This window comes from Candidatus Hydrogenedentota bacterium, from assembly GCA_035416745.1.
Lineage (GTDB): Bacteria > Hydrogenedentota > Hydrogenedentia > Hydrogenedentales > SLHB01 > UBA2224.
Map to the genome: position 1 here is coordinate 42,609 of DAOLNV010000028.1, position 17,014 is coordinate 59,622.

General features: G+C 59.1%; 15 protein-coding genes. 9 read left to right on the forward strand and 6 right to left on the reverse strand.

Translation table 11 applies throughout. From position 1 onward, the window contains the following. From PLJ71_10745 to PLJ71_10755, 3 genes are all read right to left on the reverse strand, one after another. A partial coding sequence (locus PLJ71_10745; GenBank protein ID HQM49156.1) for a hypothetical protein occupies window positions 1-1,101 on the reverse strand: 1,101 nt, incomplete at its 3' end. A 4-nt stretch (window positions 1,102-1,105) separates the two neighbouring features. Continuing rightward, window positions 1,106-1,441 (reverse strand): hypothetical protein, encoded by a 336-nt coding sequence (locus PLJ71_10750; protein ID HQM49157.1) that lies wholly within the window; start codon window positions 1,439-1,441, stop codon window positions 1,106-1,108. 44 nt (window positions 1,442-1,485) lie between these two features. After that, window positions 1,486-2,421: a carbohydrate kinase family protein gene (locus PLJ71_10755; GenBank protein ID HQM49158.1), complete on the reverse strand. Its 936-nt coding sequence runs from the start codon at window positions 2,419-2,421 to the stop codon at window positions 1,486-1,488. A gap of 295 nt (window positions 2,422-2,716) precedes the next feature. Here PLJ71_10755 and PLJ71_10760 point away from each other — a divergent pair, with 295 nt between their 5' ends. After that, window positions 2,717-3,481 carry a hypothetical protein gene (locus PLJ71_10760; protein ID HQM49159.1) on the forward strand — a complete coding sequence of 255 codons (765 nt, stop codon included), beginning with the start codon at window positions 2,717-2,719 and terminating at the stop codon, window positions 3,479-3,481. A gap of 38 nt (window positions 3,482-3,519) precedes the next feature. Here the strand turns inward: PLJ71_10760 and PLJ71_10765 are convergent, their stop codons facing one another. Next, window positions 3,520-4,791: a C45 family autoproteolytic acyltransferase/hydrolase gene (locus tag PLJ71_10765; protein HQM49160.1), complete on the reverse strand. Its 1,272-nt coding sequence runs from the start codon at window positions 4,789-4,791 to the stop codon at window positions 3,520-3,522. Between the two features lie 140 nt (window positions 4,792-4,931). On the opposite strand from PLJ71_10765, the gene PLJ71_10770 reads away from it, so the two are divergent. The 4 genes from PLJ71_10770 to rfbD all read left to right on the forward strand — a co-directional run bounded on the left by PLJ71_10770 (window position 4,932) and on the right by rfbD (window position 8,838). After that, window positions 4,932-6,188 carry an MFS transporter gene (locus tag PLJ71_10770; protein ID HQM49161.1) on the forward strand — a complete coding sequence of 419 codons (1,257 nt, stop codon included), beginning with the start codon at window positions 4,932-4,934 and terminating at the stop codon, window positions 6,186-6,188. Window positions 6,189-6,366: 178 nt separating this feature from the next. Further along, window positions 6,367-6,915, forward strand: coding sequence for a dTDP-4-dehydrorhamnose 3,5-epimerase (gene rfbC / locus PLJ71_10775; protein HQM49162.1), 549 nt, complete (start codon window positions 6,367-6,369; stop codon window positions 6,913-6,915). A gap of 46 nt (window positions 6,916-6,961) precedes the next feature. After that, a complete protein-coding gene (locus PLJ71_10780; protein ID HQM49163.1) occupies window positions 6,962-7,936 on the forward strand; it encodes an SDR family oxidoreductase in 975 nt (324 codons plus the stop codon). 32 nt (window positions 7,937-7,968) lie between these two features. Further along, on the forward strand, window positions 7,969-8,838 hold the full coding sequence (gene rfbD / locus PLJ71_10785; GenBank protein ID HQM49164.1) for a dTDP-4-dehydrorhamnose reductase: 870 nt from the start codon (window positions 7,969-7,971) through the stop codon (window positions 8,836-8,838). 78 nt (window positions 8,839-8,916) lie between these two features. Here rfbD and PLJ71_10790 read toward each other — a convergent pair whose 3' ends face one another. Further along, complete coding sequence (locus tag PLJ71_10790; GenBank protein HQM49165.1) at window positions 8,917-9,903, reverse strand: glycosyltransferase family 2 protein; 987 nt, start codon at window positions 9,901-9,903, stop codon at window positions 8,917-8,919. 457 nt (window positions 9,904-10,360) lie between these two features. On the opposite strand from PLJ71_10790, the gene PLJ71_10795 reads away from it, so the two are divergent. From PLJ71_10795 to PLJ71_10810, 4 genes are all read left to right on the forward strand, one after another. Continuing rightward, window positions 10,361-10,747, forward strand: coding sequence for a RidA family protein (locus tag PLJ71_10795; GenBank protein ID HQM49166.1), 387 nt, complete (start codon window positions 10,361-10,363; stop codon window positions 10,745-10,747). A gap of 7 nt (window positions 10,748-10,754) precedes the next feature. Then, window positions 10,755-12,032, forward strand: a complete 1,278-nt coding sequence (locus PLJ71_10800) for a tetratricopeptide repeat protein (GenBank protein HQM49167.1) — start codon at window positions 10,755-10,757, stop codon at window positions 12,030-12,032. A 77-nt stretch (window positions 12,033-12,109) separates the two neighbouring features. Then, window positions 12,110-14,143, forward strand: coding sequence for a carboxypeptidase-like regulatory domain-containing protein (locus PLJ71_10805; protein ID HQM49168.1), 2,034 nt, complete (start codon window positions 12,110-12,112; stop codon window positions 14,141-14,143). After that, complete coding sequence (locus PLJ71_10810) at window positions 14,140-15,981, forward strand: carboxypeptidase regulatory-like domain-containing protein (GenBank protein HQM49169.1); 1,842 nt, start codon at window positions 14,140-14,142, stop codon at window positions 15,979-15,981. Before PLJ71_10805 ends, PLJ71_10810 begins: the two co-directional genes overlap by 4 nt. 95 nt (window positions 15,982-16,076) lie before the next feature. Here PLJ71_10810 and rpsT read toward each other — a convergent pair whose 3' ends face one another. Next, a complete protein-coding gene (gene rpsT / locus PLJ71_10815; GenBank protein ID HQM49170.1) occupies window positions 16,077-16,343 on the reverse strand; it encodes a 30S ribosomal protein S20 in 267 nt (88 codons plus the stop codon). Window positions 16,344-17,014 lie beyond the last annotated feature (671 nt).

Genomic DNA, 17,014 nt, shown 5'->3' on the forward strand with positions numbered 1-17,014 from the left:
GGGGGGCTGCTGGGAAGGTTGCGCGGGTACAGGCGTGACGGGCTCCGATACGGCAGGCGGCGCTACGGGCGCTTCCGTGGGCGGCTCGGGCGCCGCGGACGACTCGGGCGCGGGCCCCAGAGGCTCGAGCGGAGCCGTCTCCTCCCGGACCGGCTCGACCTTCGGGATGCCCGAGGGGGGACTGTTCAGCAGCCAGACCTCCTGAAGGGGTGCTACCAGCGCGATGAGGCCGCCGGAACAATCCACACGCGTGGCCGGTACCGCGAGAGGCGTGCTGGTCACGGTTCTCAGGGCGGCGTCAAATTCGACCAGCGTATCGCCGCGCAGCGCGAGGATTCGTTCTCCACACGTGGCCAGATCCTGCGCAACAACATCGGATTGGCTCAGCACGTTGCCGGACCGGCCGTCCACGCGAACCAATCCTGTCTCCGTTGCCACCAGAAAGCAGGCGTCGTTCTCCGCCACAATGGCCACTGGGGTTGCGGGCAGAACCACGCGCTTTCTCTGAATTGACGAGAACCCATTGGAAATGTCGAGCAGAATCAGGGCCCCAGGCAGACGTGTTGTGACTCCCAGCAACGGCGCAGAGTAGGCTGCTCCGTTCGGGACCTGCCCAACGTCCTCGATCAGGGCCGTTTTCCCTGCCAGGACATCGATTAGGGTTACGGTATCGGCGAAGCTGTTCACAACCGCAAAGGCGGAATCCCCAAGAGCAGTGACATCCGATGCGCCCGCGCCGCACGCAAACGTCCCGGCCGCCACCATGGTATCTGCCTCGAATACAGCAGCATCCGTGGACAATTTGTTGACGCATGCGATGAACCGCTTATCAAGACTCAGGGCCAGGTTTGCGGGTCCGTTGCCGGACTTCGCCTTCGCAATGAGCTCGCCCGTCGCGGCGCTGGTTTTCCAGACTTCTCCCCGGGCATACGCAGAAAAAAACAGAACGCCGCTCGGGCCATTTACGGCAACATCGCGCAGATTGGTGCCCGCCTCAATCTGGCGAAAAGGTTCCTGGGCGGGCGCAACAAACGCCCGGAGCAGGACGATAAAAAGCGCGCCAGCTCCGATTATTCTCGCTGAGACACTATTGGTAAACACGGAATCAGGTCTCCGGAAGGATGAACCAGAAGGCGGCCACAGCCTTATGACTGCGTGCATCTTCCGAATTCACCTTTCGAGGTGCTTCCGGTCTTTCCTGCGAAGCCGCGCTCTCCTTAGCCGGCGGCGTTTCCTTCATATCTTCGGTTTTGCGGTCCTGCGCAATCGGCGCTGTCTCCTGCGGCGCCGGCGCCTTGGGGGACTCCACCGATCTGGCTTGCCCATCGCGTTCAGATGCGGAGACATCCGGCGCGACCAGATCCGTGCTTGTAACGACGCCTTCGTCGGCTTGAGCGACCAACATAACCGCAACTGCCGCAATAAGAAGTGCCTTACCCATGGCCTCAACTCCCTGCAACCTGTGCCAGACGCCATTATTTTGAATCAGGAACCGCTCTCCATGAAGGCAATTGTATCCTCGAGCGAAGTGATCGCTTCGGCCCCTCCCATATGCTGCACCGTCAGGCCCCCCACCGCGTTGGCCAGCTTCCCGCTCCGGTATAGCCCCCACCCGTTCAGAAGGCCGTACAGGAACCCCGCACACGCGGCGTCCCCCGCTCCGGTCGTATCCACGGGTTCGACCCGGTGAGCTTTCAGATGGTGCGATTCCTCGGCAGTTTCGACAATCATACCGTCGCCCCCAAGCTTCAGCATCACGTATTTCGGGCCGAAGGAGCGGAAAAACGCCACGATCTCTTCAGGGTCCTGCTTGCCCGTGTAGTGCCGCGCTTCGTGAAGGCTGGTCATTACCACATCCAGGTGGGGTAACGCCGCTTCAATAAGGGGAAACCACGTGCCCGAACCGTCGAAGCACGTGTCCATCGAGGTCATGACGCCCGCCTCGCGCAATTCCCGGAAGACCGCTCCCATGCCCTCGCCGGTGAGACCGGGCGTCACCCCAGGGCCGCCCCAGTGAAAAGCGTTTGACCGTTTGGCCAAGGCTATGTCGATCTCGCCCGGCGTTGTGGTCCCGTTTGTCCCCAAATGGTGTAGAAATGTCCTTTCGCCTTCCGACGTGACAAGAACTATCGTTGCGGACGTATGTTCGGATTTCACACGGCGGACATGCTCCGTATTCACGCCCGCGCGGATCAGAGCGCCAATAATGTAGTCGCCGAATCCATCCGCCCCCAGTTTTCCGATCAGGGCGGACTTGCCGCCGAGCTGCGCGAATACCGCCGCCGTCACCCCCGCAAGACCGCCCAGGTGAATTTCCAGGTCGGGCAACAGCTGCAGGTGCCCGCGCTCGGGGTAGGTATCAACCGGGCGCACAATCACATCCGCACACACGCAGCCGACAGTGATCAATTCAATCTGCATACAGGCTCTGCTTCTCCCCTGCCGTCATCCTATTCAGACCTCAGCCAAACGAAAAGTCCCCACTCCCATCACAGAACGGAGCTCTTGCCCCAAGTGAATGAAATCGAGTATATCATGAGCTTTCTGACCGCACAAAACTTTACTCGAAACTCCACGAATACAGCCGCTTGATTGCAATGCCGCAATGCCCTAGTATCCGCGCCTGTGTTTCAACGGAGGGAAACGGGGTCTCACGGCTCTCGTACGACCGGCAGCCGCTCAATCCCGTGACGGTGCTGCTACAGGAGGGAAACCAATGAATCGTCGCGCCATCCTGGCACTGCTGCCGGGCATCATCTGTCTCGCCGTGGCTTCTGCGGCCAGCGCCAAGGAACTGGCGGAAATCGAAGATGAGCTATCGGCCCAATGGGACAAGGTCAGCGCGTACTCAGCCAAGATCGAGATGAAGGGCCAATCTTTACGGGGCGCCACGAACGTGGAAATATCGGGTAAGGGCACTCTGGAAGGCATGAAGAAAAACGCCAGCATGGTCTATCGGCTGGAACTGGACCAGACTCTTACCATGGGCGAAAGTGCAATGCCCAACAAGATGCTCGTCGTCCATGACGGGACCGGCATGTTCACGCAAACAAGCATGATGGGCCAGACCATGGTGTTCAAGTCGAAAGCCGACAAGCAGTCGCAGATCGTCTCCCCCGGCGGCCGGGAAGCATTCAAGCAGATGCACGAGCAGTATGACATCAAAGTCTTACCCGGCGACAACCTCAACGGCGAACCCGTCTACGTGTTCGAGCTGCGTCCCAAACAGGATGCGGAAAAGCAATCCAACGCCGCCGGCAAGCCGCAATTCGACAAGACGCTCCTGTCCCTCTCGCGGAAGACCGGCTTCCCCATAAGGATGCTGATGTTTGGCCAGGAGGAGACGCCCCTCATGACAGTCGATTACAGGGACTACAAGATAGACCCCAAACTCGATCCCGCCCGATTCACCTATACGCCGCCCCCCGGCGCCGTGGTCATGGACGCGGAAACCTTCAAGCAAATGGGCGGCACACCCTGAGATGCAGCGGACCGGCACACGCGCCGCGGATTCTCAGATTACTTCGAACGCGCCTCGGGCTTCTTGAACAATTCCGGGAGGTCGTACTCGACGTATTCCTGCTTCCAGGCGTCCTCGGTTCCCTTTGCATGCGCCACCCACAAGCGGAGATCGGTGCAGTCGCAGAGCACGCTGTGAAGGTTCGCCCCGCGCATCGCGACATCCCGGGTGATCTGAAGAGCGGTTTCCTGGGTTATCTTCCCGTGGCTTGCCTTGATTCGGGAGGCCATCCCCATGTACCGGTGGTCATACGAATTGCTCCCGTACGGCATGTTTGGATAGCCTTTGGAGCAGGTCTGAAAACTCCGCACAGTCTGGTCCATGGCCTCATCCGCCCTGAACACGGCGTCTTCGATGGGCAACGCGTACTCGACCGTCTCCGCCGGGTCATTGTCGCGGAACGCCGCGCAGTGATTGGCGCTGGTCTCCAACGCCACGCCTTCACCGGCCTTTCCGTCAGCAAAGACGAAGTTGTATCCCACCGTCCGGTCGGCCGTGTTGACGATATTGGCGGCGTCATCGATGTTCCCCGCTTCTTCGAGCACCCGGCGCAACAACATCATCATCGGGATACCTGACCAATCGGAGTCCTTCGAGATGGCCCCGATCTGCCCGATGGCTATTTTGTCCAGGTTCATCCCGGACAAGACGCCGACGTTGCCCAGATACCCGGCCGACGCGAAAGGCCTGTATCCTTCAGGTTCGTAGAGTATGAGAGCGGCGTTGTTCTGCAGCCCGCCTTCCATGATCCAGTCGAAATTGCGGCCCAGATAGGTCTTTCCACCCTCGGTAGCCGTGCCGAATACAGCAAACACGCTGCACGCGCGCTCGGTGACCACGTCAATCACGTGCGCGCGCCGAACATTCTTGAGCGAAACCCCCGCTCCGTCGGCAAGCCCTTCCATCTCGCGTTTATAGCGCTCGGGGATGTCCGCTGAGCACCAGCGGTAAACCGCGTCCAAAACCATTTCCGTGGCGAAACGAGGCATCCCCACTTCTTCACGAGCGCGGTCGAGAAGCTCGTCAAACCGCGCCATCGCCGCTTGTACATGATTCTTCGCCAGAGCGCCGTGCTGGTATCCCATCTCGTATCCCGAACCCTTGAGATGGAGGACGGTGGCGCCATGTACTTGCTCGATGTAGGCATCCTTGCGGAAATCCACCTCCAGTCGGGGCCCGCGGCGCGGGTTCAAATAGAAATAGCCCCCTACAATGACCAGAATCACCAGGATATCAAGGAAAAAAGACGCTATCAGGATTCGCCGTCTCATGTGTCCAGGCCTCCAGTCTTCGCATCCGCCTCTTCGGGGCGTTAGTCTACCAGAAAAGACCGGCTGCTGCCGCGGCGTTGTTCTCTCGTTTCAAAAGCGCCTTGATATTTCGCCACAGCCTGCGTACACTCTCGCGGCTTATGTTCAAACCACACCATAGACAATTCGGAGCCGCGTTCCTGTTCGATTTCGCCATGGTCTGCGGGCTTACGGCTTCTCCCTTTTACATTTTCAATGTGCTGGAAGGGGGGGCGGGCATGTCCGGAGTCATCACGGGGCTCCAATGGGCGTTGTACGCCGCCGCAAGCATCGTTTCCGCCCGGTACGTGGGACGCCTCTCCAACGGCCTCGTCATGGGCATTATTGGCGGCCTGGGTTTCGCGATCGTTTTCCCCTTGGGCGTCGCGCTGCCCAATCCGTATTTTTACGTTGCCCTGACCACCATCGGCATGGTGTTCCCTGCCCTGTACTGGCCGGCCATGCAGTCGTGGGTTGGCGCAGAGCCTGACCCGGCCACGCGTACGCGGCGCTTGGCCCTTTACAACGTCTCGTGGACCATGGGTCTCACCTGCGCGCCATTCGCGACGTGGGTCCTGTCGCCGATCGACTACCGTTTGCCGTTCCTGGCCACGGCCCTTGCGGCAGGGGGCGCCGTAGCCCTTGTGGCCGGTCTGCCCCACGAATCCCGCATGACCGCCGCGGACGCTGACGACACCCGCACCGCGAACATCGGACACACCAAGCGCAGCGAAGCGTGCCTTTATTCGGCCTGGTTCTCCCTGGTACTCGGCAGCACGCTTTTCAACGCGGTAACGGCTGTCTTCAGCTTCCGCATGGAAGAGCTGGCGGACGCCGGCGCCCTGTGTCTGGTAAAAGCGGGTGACGGCACTCCCCTGACCGCCGCGCCCGTCGTCTACTTTTCCGTGTTGGCCATCATCATGAACGCTACGCGGGCGGGTACCTCGCTCATCATGGGACACACCCACGCCTGGCAGCACCGGTTCTGGGTGCTTCTGATGTTTCAGGCAGCCGCCGCGGCCGCGTTCTGGGTGCTGTCGTTTACCACGAGCCTCGTCGTCATGACCCTGTGCTGCGCGGTTGTGGGAACTGCCGCCGGCGTATGTTTCTTTGCCAGCCAGGCATACAGCGTGGCCAATCCGGTCAAGAAACATCAGCGGGTATCCATTCACGAAGGTATGGTCGGGCTGGGCTCCCTGCTCGGCGCAGTCGGGTTCGGCCTCCTTGCCGAATGGCGCGGAACGCCCTGGCCCTTCGCCAACACCCCCGTCTTCGTGGCCTTGGGTCTCATCCTCGAAGCGGCGCTGCTTCGCATGGGATACCGCATCGTGCGCCAGAACATCCTCGCGAGAAAGCCCGCGCAGGACGCCGCCGGGTAAGTCCAATAGGGCGCAAAGGACCCGTGAGGCCCACGGGCCTTGGGGACTGAACGGGCGGTTACCGGGGCACAAAATAGGTTCTTTTGACTTGTTCCCCGCTGTCTAATACCATAGCGAAGTTTCATGGGGACATTGCCGCGCGCACGCGGTTTTCGGACAGGAGGTGTCCAAAATGCCGATGCCGGTGGATTTGATTCCAACCGCAATCGAGGGGGTCCTGGAGGTACGCACAAAGCGATTCAACGACGAACGTGGCTTCTTCTCGGAAGCGTATTCGCGGAAGGTCTGGTCTGAAGCGGGTTTCAACGAAACCTTCGTCCAAGACTGCCAGAGCAAATCGGCTAAAGGTGTGCTCAGGGGCATGCATTATCAATTGGCGCCCCACGGAATGGGCAAGCTGGTTCGCGTTATTTCCGGCAAAATATTCGACGTCGGTATCGACTTGCGCCGAAAATCGCCTACTTTCGGCAAATGGATCGGGCGCGAACTCAGCGCCGAGAACAATCTGGCTCTGTACTTTCCTCCGTCCTTTGCTCATGGTTTTGTGGCACTTGAGGACGACTCCCTGGTCTATTACAAATGCACGAGTATCCATGTCCCCGAGGCCGAACGGGCCATTTGCTACGATGACCCGGACGTAGGCATTGACTGGCCGGTGGCGCCGACGATAATCAGCCAGAAGGACAAGGCCGCTCCACGATTTCAGCAAGCGGAATACAATTTCTGACTGATACACTGATGACGGAGAAAGACAGCAGAAAGGGCAGGTAGACATGACCAAGATTCTTGTGGGCGGCGGCGCGGGTTTTATCGGGTCCACACTCGTTCCTGTTTTGCAGGAGCACGGGTACGAGGTTACGGTGGTCGATCTGTTGTGGTTCGGAAACAGGCTGCCGGAAGGAACTCGCGTGCTGCAGAGACAGTTATTTGACCTTACCGAGAAAGATCTGGAAGGGTATGACCAGATCGTCTTTCTCGCAGGGCTCTCGAACGATCCCATGGCCGAGTTCAGCCCCGCCCGCAACTTCGTTGAAAACGGGGCTCTGCCCTCTTACTTGGCCTTTATTGCTAAGAAGGCAGGCGTGCAACGCTTTATCTATGCCAGTTCCTGTTCAATCTACGGGTACACCGTTAATACACTTTATGACGAAGATTCTCCGGTTACATGTAATTATCCCTATGGGATCTCGAAATTGCAGGGGGAACGCGGCGTCATGCAGTTACAGGGAGATGGGTTCTCAACAATCGCCCTGCGACAGGGCACGGTGTGTGGGTACAGCCCCCGCATGCGCTTCGACCTTATTATCAACACGATGTTCCGGTGCGGTTTGATCAATGGGAAGATTACGATCAACAACCCTTCCATCTGGCGCCCCTTGCTCGACGTGCGCGACACCTGTGCGGCGTTCTTGAGAGCCATTCAGGCCGACCCATCCATAAACGGGCCGTTCAATGTCGCCTACGACAACTTCACCGTAGGCCAGGTCGGCGACATCGTGCGCGAGGAACTCATGGAGTTGACCGGCAAACACATCGCCATAGAGGTCGCGAATCAGCAGGATTTCCGAAACTACAAGGTAACATGCGAGAAAGCGCGCACCTGCCTCGGATTCAACCCCAAGTATTCGGTAGCGGACACGGTGCGGAACCTTTACCAGCATCTGAGTGAATTCGGCGACTTCTCGGACAAGCGCTTCTATAATATCCAAGTGTTCAAGGAGCTGGAACAGCGCAGAGCGGTCAAATAGCGGCCGCTTCCATCCTTACCCGGAGATTCTCGATGAAGGTCCTTGTTATTGGCGCGGCAGGCCAGTTAGGACGGGACGTCTCCCGCGTGTTCCAAGACGCGACGCTCATCGAAGCGGATCTATCCGGCGCCAAGGTGCCGCTGGACTTGTGCGATCCCGAGCGCGTCCGGGCTCTTATAGCCGATGAGCTGCGGCCCGACATCGTGATAAACACAGCGGCCGCACACAATGTCCCGGAATGCGAGAAGGACCCCGCTCAGGCATTTGCGGTCAACGCCTCGGGAGTCCGCGATTTGGCCCGGATTTGCCATCACGCCCGTGCCCGGCTGGTCCATATCAGCACGGACTACGTTTTTGGTAATGGCGCCCGGCGTCCCTATGTCGAAACCGATGCGCCGGCGCCCCTGAACGTGTATGGGGCCTCGAAGGTCGCGGGCGAGTACCTGGCGGCAGCGGAGTGCCGCGACCTTCTGATTGTCCGCACGTCCGCAATCTACGGGCATGCCCCGTGCCGGGCCAAGGGCGGAAAGAACTTCGTTGAGCTTATGCTCCATCTGGCCGCAACCAAGGGCGCCGTCAAAGTGGTAACCGATGAGGTTGTCTCCCCCACTTTCACGTTGGCCTTGGCGCGCCAGATTCGCCTGGCAGTCGAAAAGGCCGAACCGGGGGTGTACCATGCCACCAGCCAGGGTGAATGCAGCTGGTTTGACTTCGCCCGTGCCATATTCGAAGAGACAAACACCCGGGTGCGCCTCGACAAAGCCACCAGCGCCGACTTCCCGTCGCCGGTGCGCCGGCCGGATTATTCGGTGCTGGACAATAAACATCTGCGAGAGCAAGGGCTCGACATCATGCCGGGCTGGCGCGAAAGCCTCCAAGAGTATTTCCGCGAGAAACCGTAGACTGCTCTCCGGTTTCCCATGCGGCTCAATCTGAGCGCCCCCATAGGGGGATTGGTGTGGCGCCCGGAAGGTTCGGGCTTAGCTTTCGGTCTTTCTGCCGGTGACCGCGTCATCCCGCTTCAGTTTGTCGAATCCGGGACCACGCACTCCGAGAAGGAAATGGACCAGGGCCGCGAACGCGGCTTTATGACAGGGCCAGTTGGTTAAGCCGTACGACTTCACCTTCCCCCAGCACGAACGCAGCAGGAATATGCTGTTTCGAAGGATGCCGATTGCCCGGCCGTGCCGTACAAGGCATATGAACCTGTTACGCACGCCATAATAGATGATGAACGGCGAAACGAGTCCGGTAGTCATGCCATGAGCATGAACAACCTCCGCCTTGCCCACCACGAGAATCTTCCACCCCGCATCGGCAAACCGAATGCAAAGATCGTAGTCTTCCCAATTCGTGAACAAGGACTCATCAAATAGGCCGACGGTTTCCAGGGCCTCCCTTCGAAACATCACCGCACACGCCGGCGCAAAGTCCGTCTCTATGGTCTTCTCAAAAGCCTTCGACCATGTGACGTTTGTGTCAGGCCGCTCTATCCACGCCCTATCCCGGCGGATAATAGAGCGGTAGGATTGTATGGTCTTGTCATCGCCCGGGTTCAAGACCAGGGCGCTTGCCATCGCCGCATCAGGGCGTTTCTCCATTTCATTCACCAGTTCAGCTATGGCGTTACTGGCAACAATGGTGTCGTTGTTGAGAAGGAACACGTAGTCGGCGCCCGCTTCCAGGGCTTTTTCCATGCCCCGGTTGCAGCCGCCGGTAAAGCCGTAATTCTTGTCCAGGGCAATGATGTGCAGCTTCGGAAAGGCCGCCTTCAGGGGGGTGATGGTGTCAAAACGGGAACCATTGTCCACAAGAAAGACTTCAAAGTCAGGGTAGCCGTTTTCATATAAGGAAGCGATACACCTTTGCGCCATCTCGTAATCGTTCCAAGTCAGGACAACGGCCCCAACCCGCGGCGCCGGACCGTTGCTTTTCGCATCGGCTCTCTCGGATTCCCCTGGTCTCACTTGTTTCCCCTCTTAGATTTGTTGATGCAGCTATCCTTGAGTTGAACAGGCTATCGTCCTGGTCCCTCGCTCGACATGAGTGGTTACAGTGGACGAACGCCGTCCCCCCTCCCCCGGCTCCTGTCGCTGTCGGGGGTGACATTTTTCAACCACAGAGAGTTCAGTAGGCCTCACGATAACCCCCCGCCATTCAAATCAGGCGTCTACACTCGTGAAGTCCGCCAAACGTTACGTAAGTATACACGAACGTTGCGGGCGCCTTGTGCAGAACATGGCCGCTCCGCTGGGCGCCGCGTATCATATGGTGGCAAGGATGCCGCACTCAACATGAGATACGAAGCCGTAACCCCAGGCCGCGCGCGTGCGTTATGAATAGATGAAAAACCATGGATTTGACGAGCACTAGCGCGTGTGATACTTTTTTTGACAACAAACAAGCGAGGTCGGAGCCGGTTCTATGAATAAGTGGTGCATCTTCTCGAAGAATGGGCCTCCCGCGCAGGGCCCCTACTCGCATGCGGTGGCAGCGGGAAATCTGCTTTTCGTTTCCGGCCAAGGCCCTGTTGCGCCCGACGGAAGCGGCGTGAAGAAGGGCTCTCTCGAGGACGAAGTTCGCCTGACATTGACCAATCTGAAAATGATTCTCGAAGATGCCGGCTCCGGACTCCAACATGTCGTCAAGGTGAATGTGTATCTGGCAGACATGAACAGCTTCAGCGAGTTTAACGAGATATATAAAGAATACTTCCCAATGAATCCCCCCGCAAGAACATGTATTCAAGCGGGAAGACTGCCGTTTGATATCAAGGTTGAGATTGAAGCCATTGCGGTCGTCCCGGACTAGGCATACGATGAGGAAACGGATTAATGATCGGTTTCGGGTGCTCTTGCTCCTGTCCGCGCTGGTTCTGGGCGGCCTGAGCCACGCGCAAGACGTTGAGCATAGCGCGCCGGAATGGAATGCCCTCGGTGTTGAGCATTATTCCGCGGGCGATTGGGTCAACGCTCTCCAATGCTTCTTGCAGGCAGCCGCGCTCGTTCCAGACAATCAGACCGTCTTGCGAAACCTCTCGAACGCGTATCAAGCGTATGCAGGACAGCTTGCCGAGGCAGGAGACTATTCCACAGCGGCCCAACAGCTCGAGGAGTCCATAAAGGTCGATTCCGACAATCCCATGCCCAGGATTCAGCTCGGGTCGTATTTTCTTCGCATGGGACTCGTTCAGGATGCCATCGCCAGGCTGGAAGAAGCCATACTGCTGGCGCCGGAGAACCTGGATGCCCACGAACTTCTCGGAGATGCGTATTACCAGGATAACGACCTGTCCGCCGCGTTGGCTCAATGGGAATTCGTGGCGGAGGTAAACCCCGGCCGCGCCGGTCTCCAGGAGAAACTGGAAAAGGGGTACCGCGAAGATGCCGTAGAGTACAATTTCCGCGGTCTTCGGTCCAGGCACTTCGAAATCGGACATGCCCCTGAGACGGACCACGGTCTTATTCGGCAAACCTTGACCGTGTTGGAGCACGCATACAGAGACATCGGCCGGAATTTCGGAAACATCTTTCCTCCAACCCCTATCCAGGTCAAAGTCTACATCGCCGACGACTTCGCTCGCGCCACAGCCCTTGGCCCTCACGTGGCGGCAATCTACGACGGTACGATTCGGCTTCCCGTAAGCGACGATACGGGCAGCCTGATCACCCCGGAGGAGCTGCGCCGCCTGCTTTACCACGAATACACGCATGTCGTGGTCCGTTACCTTTGCCGGGAAAAAGCGCCATGGTGGCTCAACGAGGGGCTGGCGGAAACGTTTTCGGACGAGCTTTCGCCGCGCGATGTCGCTTTCCTCCGGCAGGCCTATGACAACAACGAACTTATCCCATTTGACCGGATTCAAGAATCCCAGGTGAGAATGGCAAGCGAATACGACCTGCGGCTGGCCTACCGCCAGGCCCATGCCGCCACGCGATACCTCTGGCGGCGCTACGGAACCCAGGGGCTCGTCCCCATGATGGATGCCCTCGCTCAAGGGATACCCCCCGAAGAGGCGCTCCTGCAAAGTTACAAACTGAATTATGACCGATTGTTGAAGGACGTAGTGGGAAGTGTCGTCCGAAACGGATATTAGCGGCCCTTCATGATGATGGCCGGCGTCCGGGAGGTTTCCCAACGGCTCTTCAGATTCAACCCGACAAGGCGGCGGCTATGACTTTCTTCACAGTGGCGGCGTTGGCAATCTGCGCTGCAGGCAGTGGTTCCACCCTCTCGGGTCAAGTGCTGACCCTGGAGGGGAAGCCCGTGCCGCAAGCCCGCGTGTTCGTCGAACAGGGACTTGCCGGACCCGTGCGGGAGTCCCGTGCTGACAACGACGGCATGTACCGGTTCGAAAATGTTGACGCCGGTACCGTTGGCGTCTTTGCCATTGCCGGCGCCTATGCCTTTGGCGGTCTCAGCATTACCGTGCCAAGCGACGAACGTATCGGCGACCTCACCATTCGTCTGCGGCCCAGGACCAGCCTGTCGGGTACGATCCAGAATGAGGAAGGCGACCCCGTCTCGGGCGCGCGCATTATCCGGGTCGGCCTCATGAACGAACCCCAGGCCAAGAACCCGAATGCAACCACAAAACTCGGTATTCCGTATACCAAGCTGGAACCGGTAGGGTTCGAACCTGTCGTGAGCGACGCAAAAGGCCATTTCACCCTGTCGACCCTGCCCGAAGACGGCATGTTTGCGCTGAAGATCGCCTGCCAGGGATACGCTCAACAAGGAGTTACGGACATCCCCGCGGGCGATGCCAGCGTGAAAATCGTGCTTAAGCGGGGAGTGCTGATTAATGGACGCGTGCTGACCCGTTCTTCGAAAGAGCCTCTGAGCGGCGCCTCCGTCGTACTGCGCAACGCCCAGCCGCCTCACGATACTTCCGTCACACGCAGCGACGGCGCGGGGCAATTCGCGCTTCGTCTCGAACCCGGCGTATATCTCTACCAGGTTACGGGCGGAGACTTCCGTGGCGTTGGATGGCAAGAGCTTCTGGTAACCGGGGAATATAGCGCACAAGACCTGGTAGTCTACGCCGCGGCCGCGTGTGAGATTCGCGGAAAAGTGGCCAATGCTGTTACCGGCGACCCCGTGCCCGGCGCCAGAATCGTCTTGCGCGCGTTCGGCAACCCCGACTCGAGCGCACGGACCAATGCGCTGGGTCAATACGTGCTTCAGGGGGTTGAAGGAGAGAACACGGTGATTCTCGAGTCGGCCCCCGGCTATATTCTTCCCGAACGTAACGCCCGCCCCGTCCAAGCCGCCGAAAACGAGCATGTCGAGCTGCCGGCCTTCTGGGTGCTCCCAACCCCTGACGTGCGCATGACCATCGTGGACCAGGAGCTCGAGCCCGCCCCGCGCTGTGTGGTCTCCCTTGTACAGCCGCCTCAGTTCGGGTGGCAATCCGCGGATGATGCGGGCCTGGTCCCCTTGCGCGTAGGACAGCTTGCTTCTGAAGGTGTGATCATGGGCATTGTGGAGCATCTGACCTCGAACCATGCCGCCCTGTTCGCATTTAATGCCCGCGACACCAAGGAGCCGGTGGTGCAGCTCCTGCCCGTCTCCACGGTTACAGGGCAAACCAGATGCGCGTCGGGCCCCCCGGTACCCGGCGTAATCCTGAGTGTTGTTCTCGCCGACGACCAGATGGAATCGCCCATCTGGCGCACCGTTACGGGTCCCGATGGCCGCTTCGAGATCCCCTCCGTCGTCCCGCATGTCCAGTTGCAGTGCATTGCACAGTCGCCGGGCGGCAATGTGAAATCTCCCCCGTTCCTGCTCGCTCCGGCCGCCACCAAGGACATAGGAGAGATAACCGTTCCTGAGTCCGCGGCGGGGGTCTCCCTGCTTCAACAGCCGCTCAAATGGCGGGATTACGCTAGAATCGCGGGGCCCGAGGTGTCCGGGCTGGAGAAGGGTCCGGCCGTGCTCGCCTTCTGCCAACACGAGCAGGTCTCCATGACGATTGAAGGCTGGGAGCACGCCTCGAGCCTTCTTGCCGAACCAACGATCAGCGTTGTCGTCGTGGCTGACGCTCCCATTGCGGCCCCGATAGAATCTCAAATCCCGGTGCTCCAAGCATCGAAACCGGGTGCGGCCACTACGTACCTTATTTCGTCTGAAGGGAAGGTCGTCCGGGAGACTTTCGGGATGCCTCCAGTCTCGATGCTCCGGCAACTGCGAAGCGGGTCCCAATGAGACAAAGCGCCATTGTCATCCTCACCGCCTTGTGTCTGGCTGCAAACGCTATCGAGATTCAGGGCCGCGTGCTGGACCCCGAGGGCAATCCCGTCTCAGGGGCAGATGTGTGGTTGTCGCGTGAACGTATCGTAACGGCTGCCAAAACCAGCGAGACGGGCGAGTTTCTATTCCACGGCGCGCAATCGGGAAGCATCACTCTCGCCGCGCGAAAAGCGGAATTCGCTCTGACCGGATTGAGCGGACACGTCTTTGACGATCTGAATGTCGATCTTCGCATGGCAACCCCCGACACGGTGCGTATCCGCGTAATTGACCACGTCGGCAACCCCGTTGAAGGAGTGCGGGTCAAGCGCCTGGTCATTGGCGGCGCGTTCGAGATCTTCACGGAGGACCTCGTCCAGTACGGCTTTCCCTCCATACGGAGCGATGCTGACGGAGCCATGGCCATTCTTGGCATCCCCCAGGGAAGCTATGTAGCGGTTACCCTCGAGCACCGGAAGTTCTGCGAACTTTTTCTCCCGTATCTGGTTCCACACCCGCGTCAACACCCCGCCCAACTCTATCCGGGACAGGTCTTGCGAGGACACATCACTGCTGCCGATGCAACGGGGGTAGCCTCTGCCCGCGCCCTTGTCTTCCGCGAAGACGACGGCCAGCGCCTGCTCATGTACGACATATTGGCGGACGCGGAAGGTTATTATAATGCAACCATCCCGCCGGGCACGTACTCGCTCGAATTCCATCACCCCGGCTATCCCACGCCGGCCCCTCGTGAACTCCGGCTCAAAGACAGCCTGAATGATACGATTGTCGATGCCACCCTGCCGCCCGCGCATACGGTCGAGGGAACCGTGGTCGGTCCCAAGGGCAATCCCATGCCCGGCGTTGCGCTCAGCTACCTTGTAGACGATTTCGTGCAGGACCTGACCTACACCAACCGGCTGGGCAAATACCGGCTGACAGCGGCAGCAGGGGAAGGCCGTGTGCATGTCATTGCTCCACCCGGGTATATGCCCGCGGAACCCCTCGATATCGTGGTGCGCATCGAGAAGGTCCCTCTCACCGAGGTTCGGCCCATCCCCCTCAGCGAGCTGCCTCTGCTCAGCGGAACGGTGGTGGATACTGACAATGCTCCCCTGGAAGCCGTCCTGGTCAGTGCCTTGGACCTGAAAACGCCGCTCTATACGCTCACAGACGCCGAGGGAAGATTCGAGATGCCTCTCGATGTGGTGCCTGAAGAAAAAGAAGTGAAAATGCGCGCTGAACACGCATTGCGGTTCCTCCGGCGCGATTTCTCTATAAACATCCGCAAGAAAGAATACGATATCACTGTCGCCTTGCGGCCGTTCCAGCCGGACGTGCAACCTAACAACCCCAGGAACGCTCCAAATGACTTGAGCTCGCTTGTGGGCAAGCCTGCGCCGCCTCTAACCTGCCAGGCATGGATTAATAGTGAAGAGCTCACCCTGGATGAACTTCGAGGGAAGGTCGTCGTGCTTCTCTTATGGGCGGGTTTCGACCCCTATGCCGCCAATGCCGCTCCACTCTCGGAGCTGCTCCTGCTCCACAAGGCGCTTGCCGACTCCGCCAGCGACGTGACCTTTGTCGGCGTCCATGACGATTCCGACCCGCCGAATGTCGTAAAAACCTACACTGCCCGCTTGGGCATGACGTTTCCCGTCGGTGTTGACACGTCTCCCATGGTCACCCACACCCGATACGCCGCTACAGTGCTGCCTCAGGTCGTTCTGATCGACAAGCAGGGCATCGTGCGCTACTTTGACGTGAAGGGACGTTTGCTGGAGCTCATTAAAGACTTGCGGCGCCATCCATGACAGTCCCCCGCAAAAGCCCCGCGAGCGGAAAGATCCACAAAAAACGCGCCCGGCCTCAAGAAGAGCCAGGCGCGTCCAACTCAGGCGCGCAACGCCTACGACTTCATCGCAGCAATATGTCTCTGCAAACGCGACTTTTTGCGCGCGGCGTTGTTCGGATGGAAAACACCTTTGTCAGCCGCCTTATCGATTGCAGACAACGCCACAGGCGCCAGTTCCTTGACCTTAGCTTCGTCCTTGGCTTCGACCGCCGATAAGACGTTCTTGATATACGTGCGTACCTTCGAGCGAACCGCTTGATTCTGTTGGCGATTACGCTCGTTGGTCCTAATCCGCTTCTTGGCAGATTTGATCTTGGCCATTCCTGAATTCTCCCAAACCTCTCACGCGACCAGACGTATTCTTTCTTCGCACAGGGACCATACTTTACCAAATGCGAACCGCCCCGTGCAACTTCCATCCCCCCGCCCCAATCGCCTGATAGGAAAGCCCTCGCGGGAGGGATCGTATGGCCTCCATAACGACAAGAACGAACTCACACGGAGACGCAGGCAACACGAAGATTGAATCCTCCGAAACAGAATGAGATAGGAAGTTTTATTGCGGATTGCGCGGCGGGGCTTCATCGAGAGACGGGTCACGGGCTGTTGAAAACAGTGTACGAAGCGGTTCTTGCGCAGAATTTGGAGGCCCCGGGTCCGCGCGTGGCACGGCAAGCTCCCATCCCCATCGAGCTTGGCAGGCGCCATTTCCTCCGCGTCCTTCGTGTCTCCGTGTGAGTTTGCCCAGTCGTCGTGTTATCGGATTTGGGCCCTCGCTGCGAAGACGGACGCGCCGCGACAACGCCAGGGTCTTGTTGACGCGACTTCCCCCCATTGTCACGAAATGCGCGTCAGCGCTCTTTCGCAACATGGAGGGGCCTGCTCATGACCAGCGCTCGCTGGCCTCAGCCGAACACATTCGTTTGTGTGAGACACGCCAGGGTGTCAACATATGGCCTGCCGCAGGGTGAATAACCTGCGGCGGGCGGGAC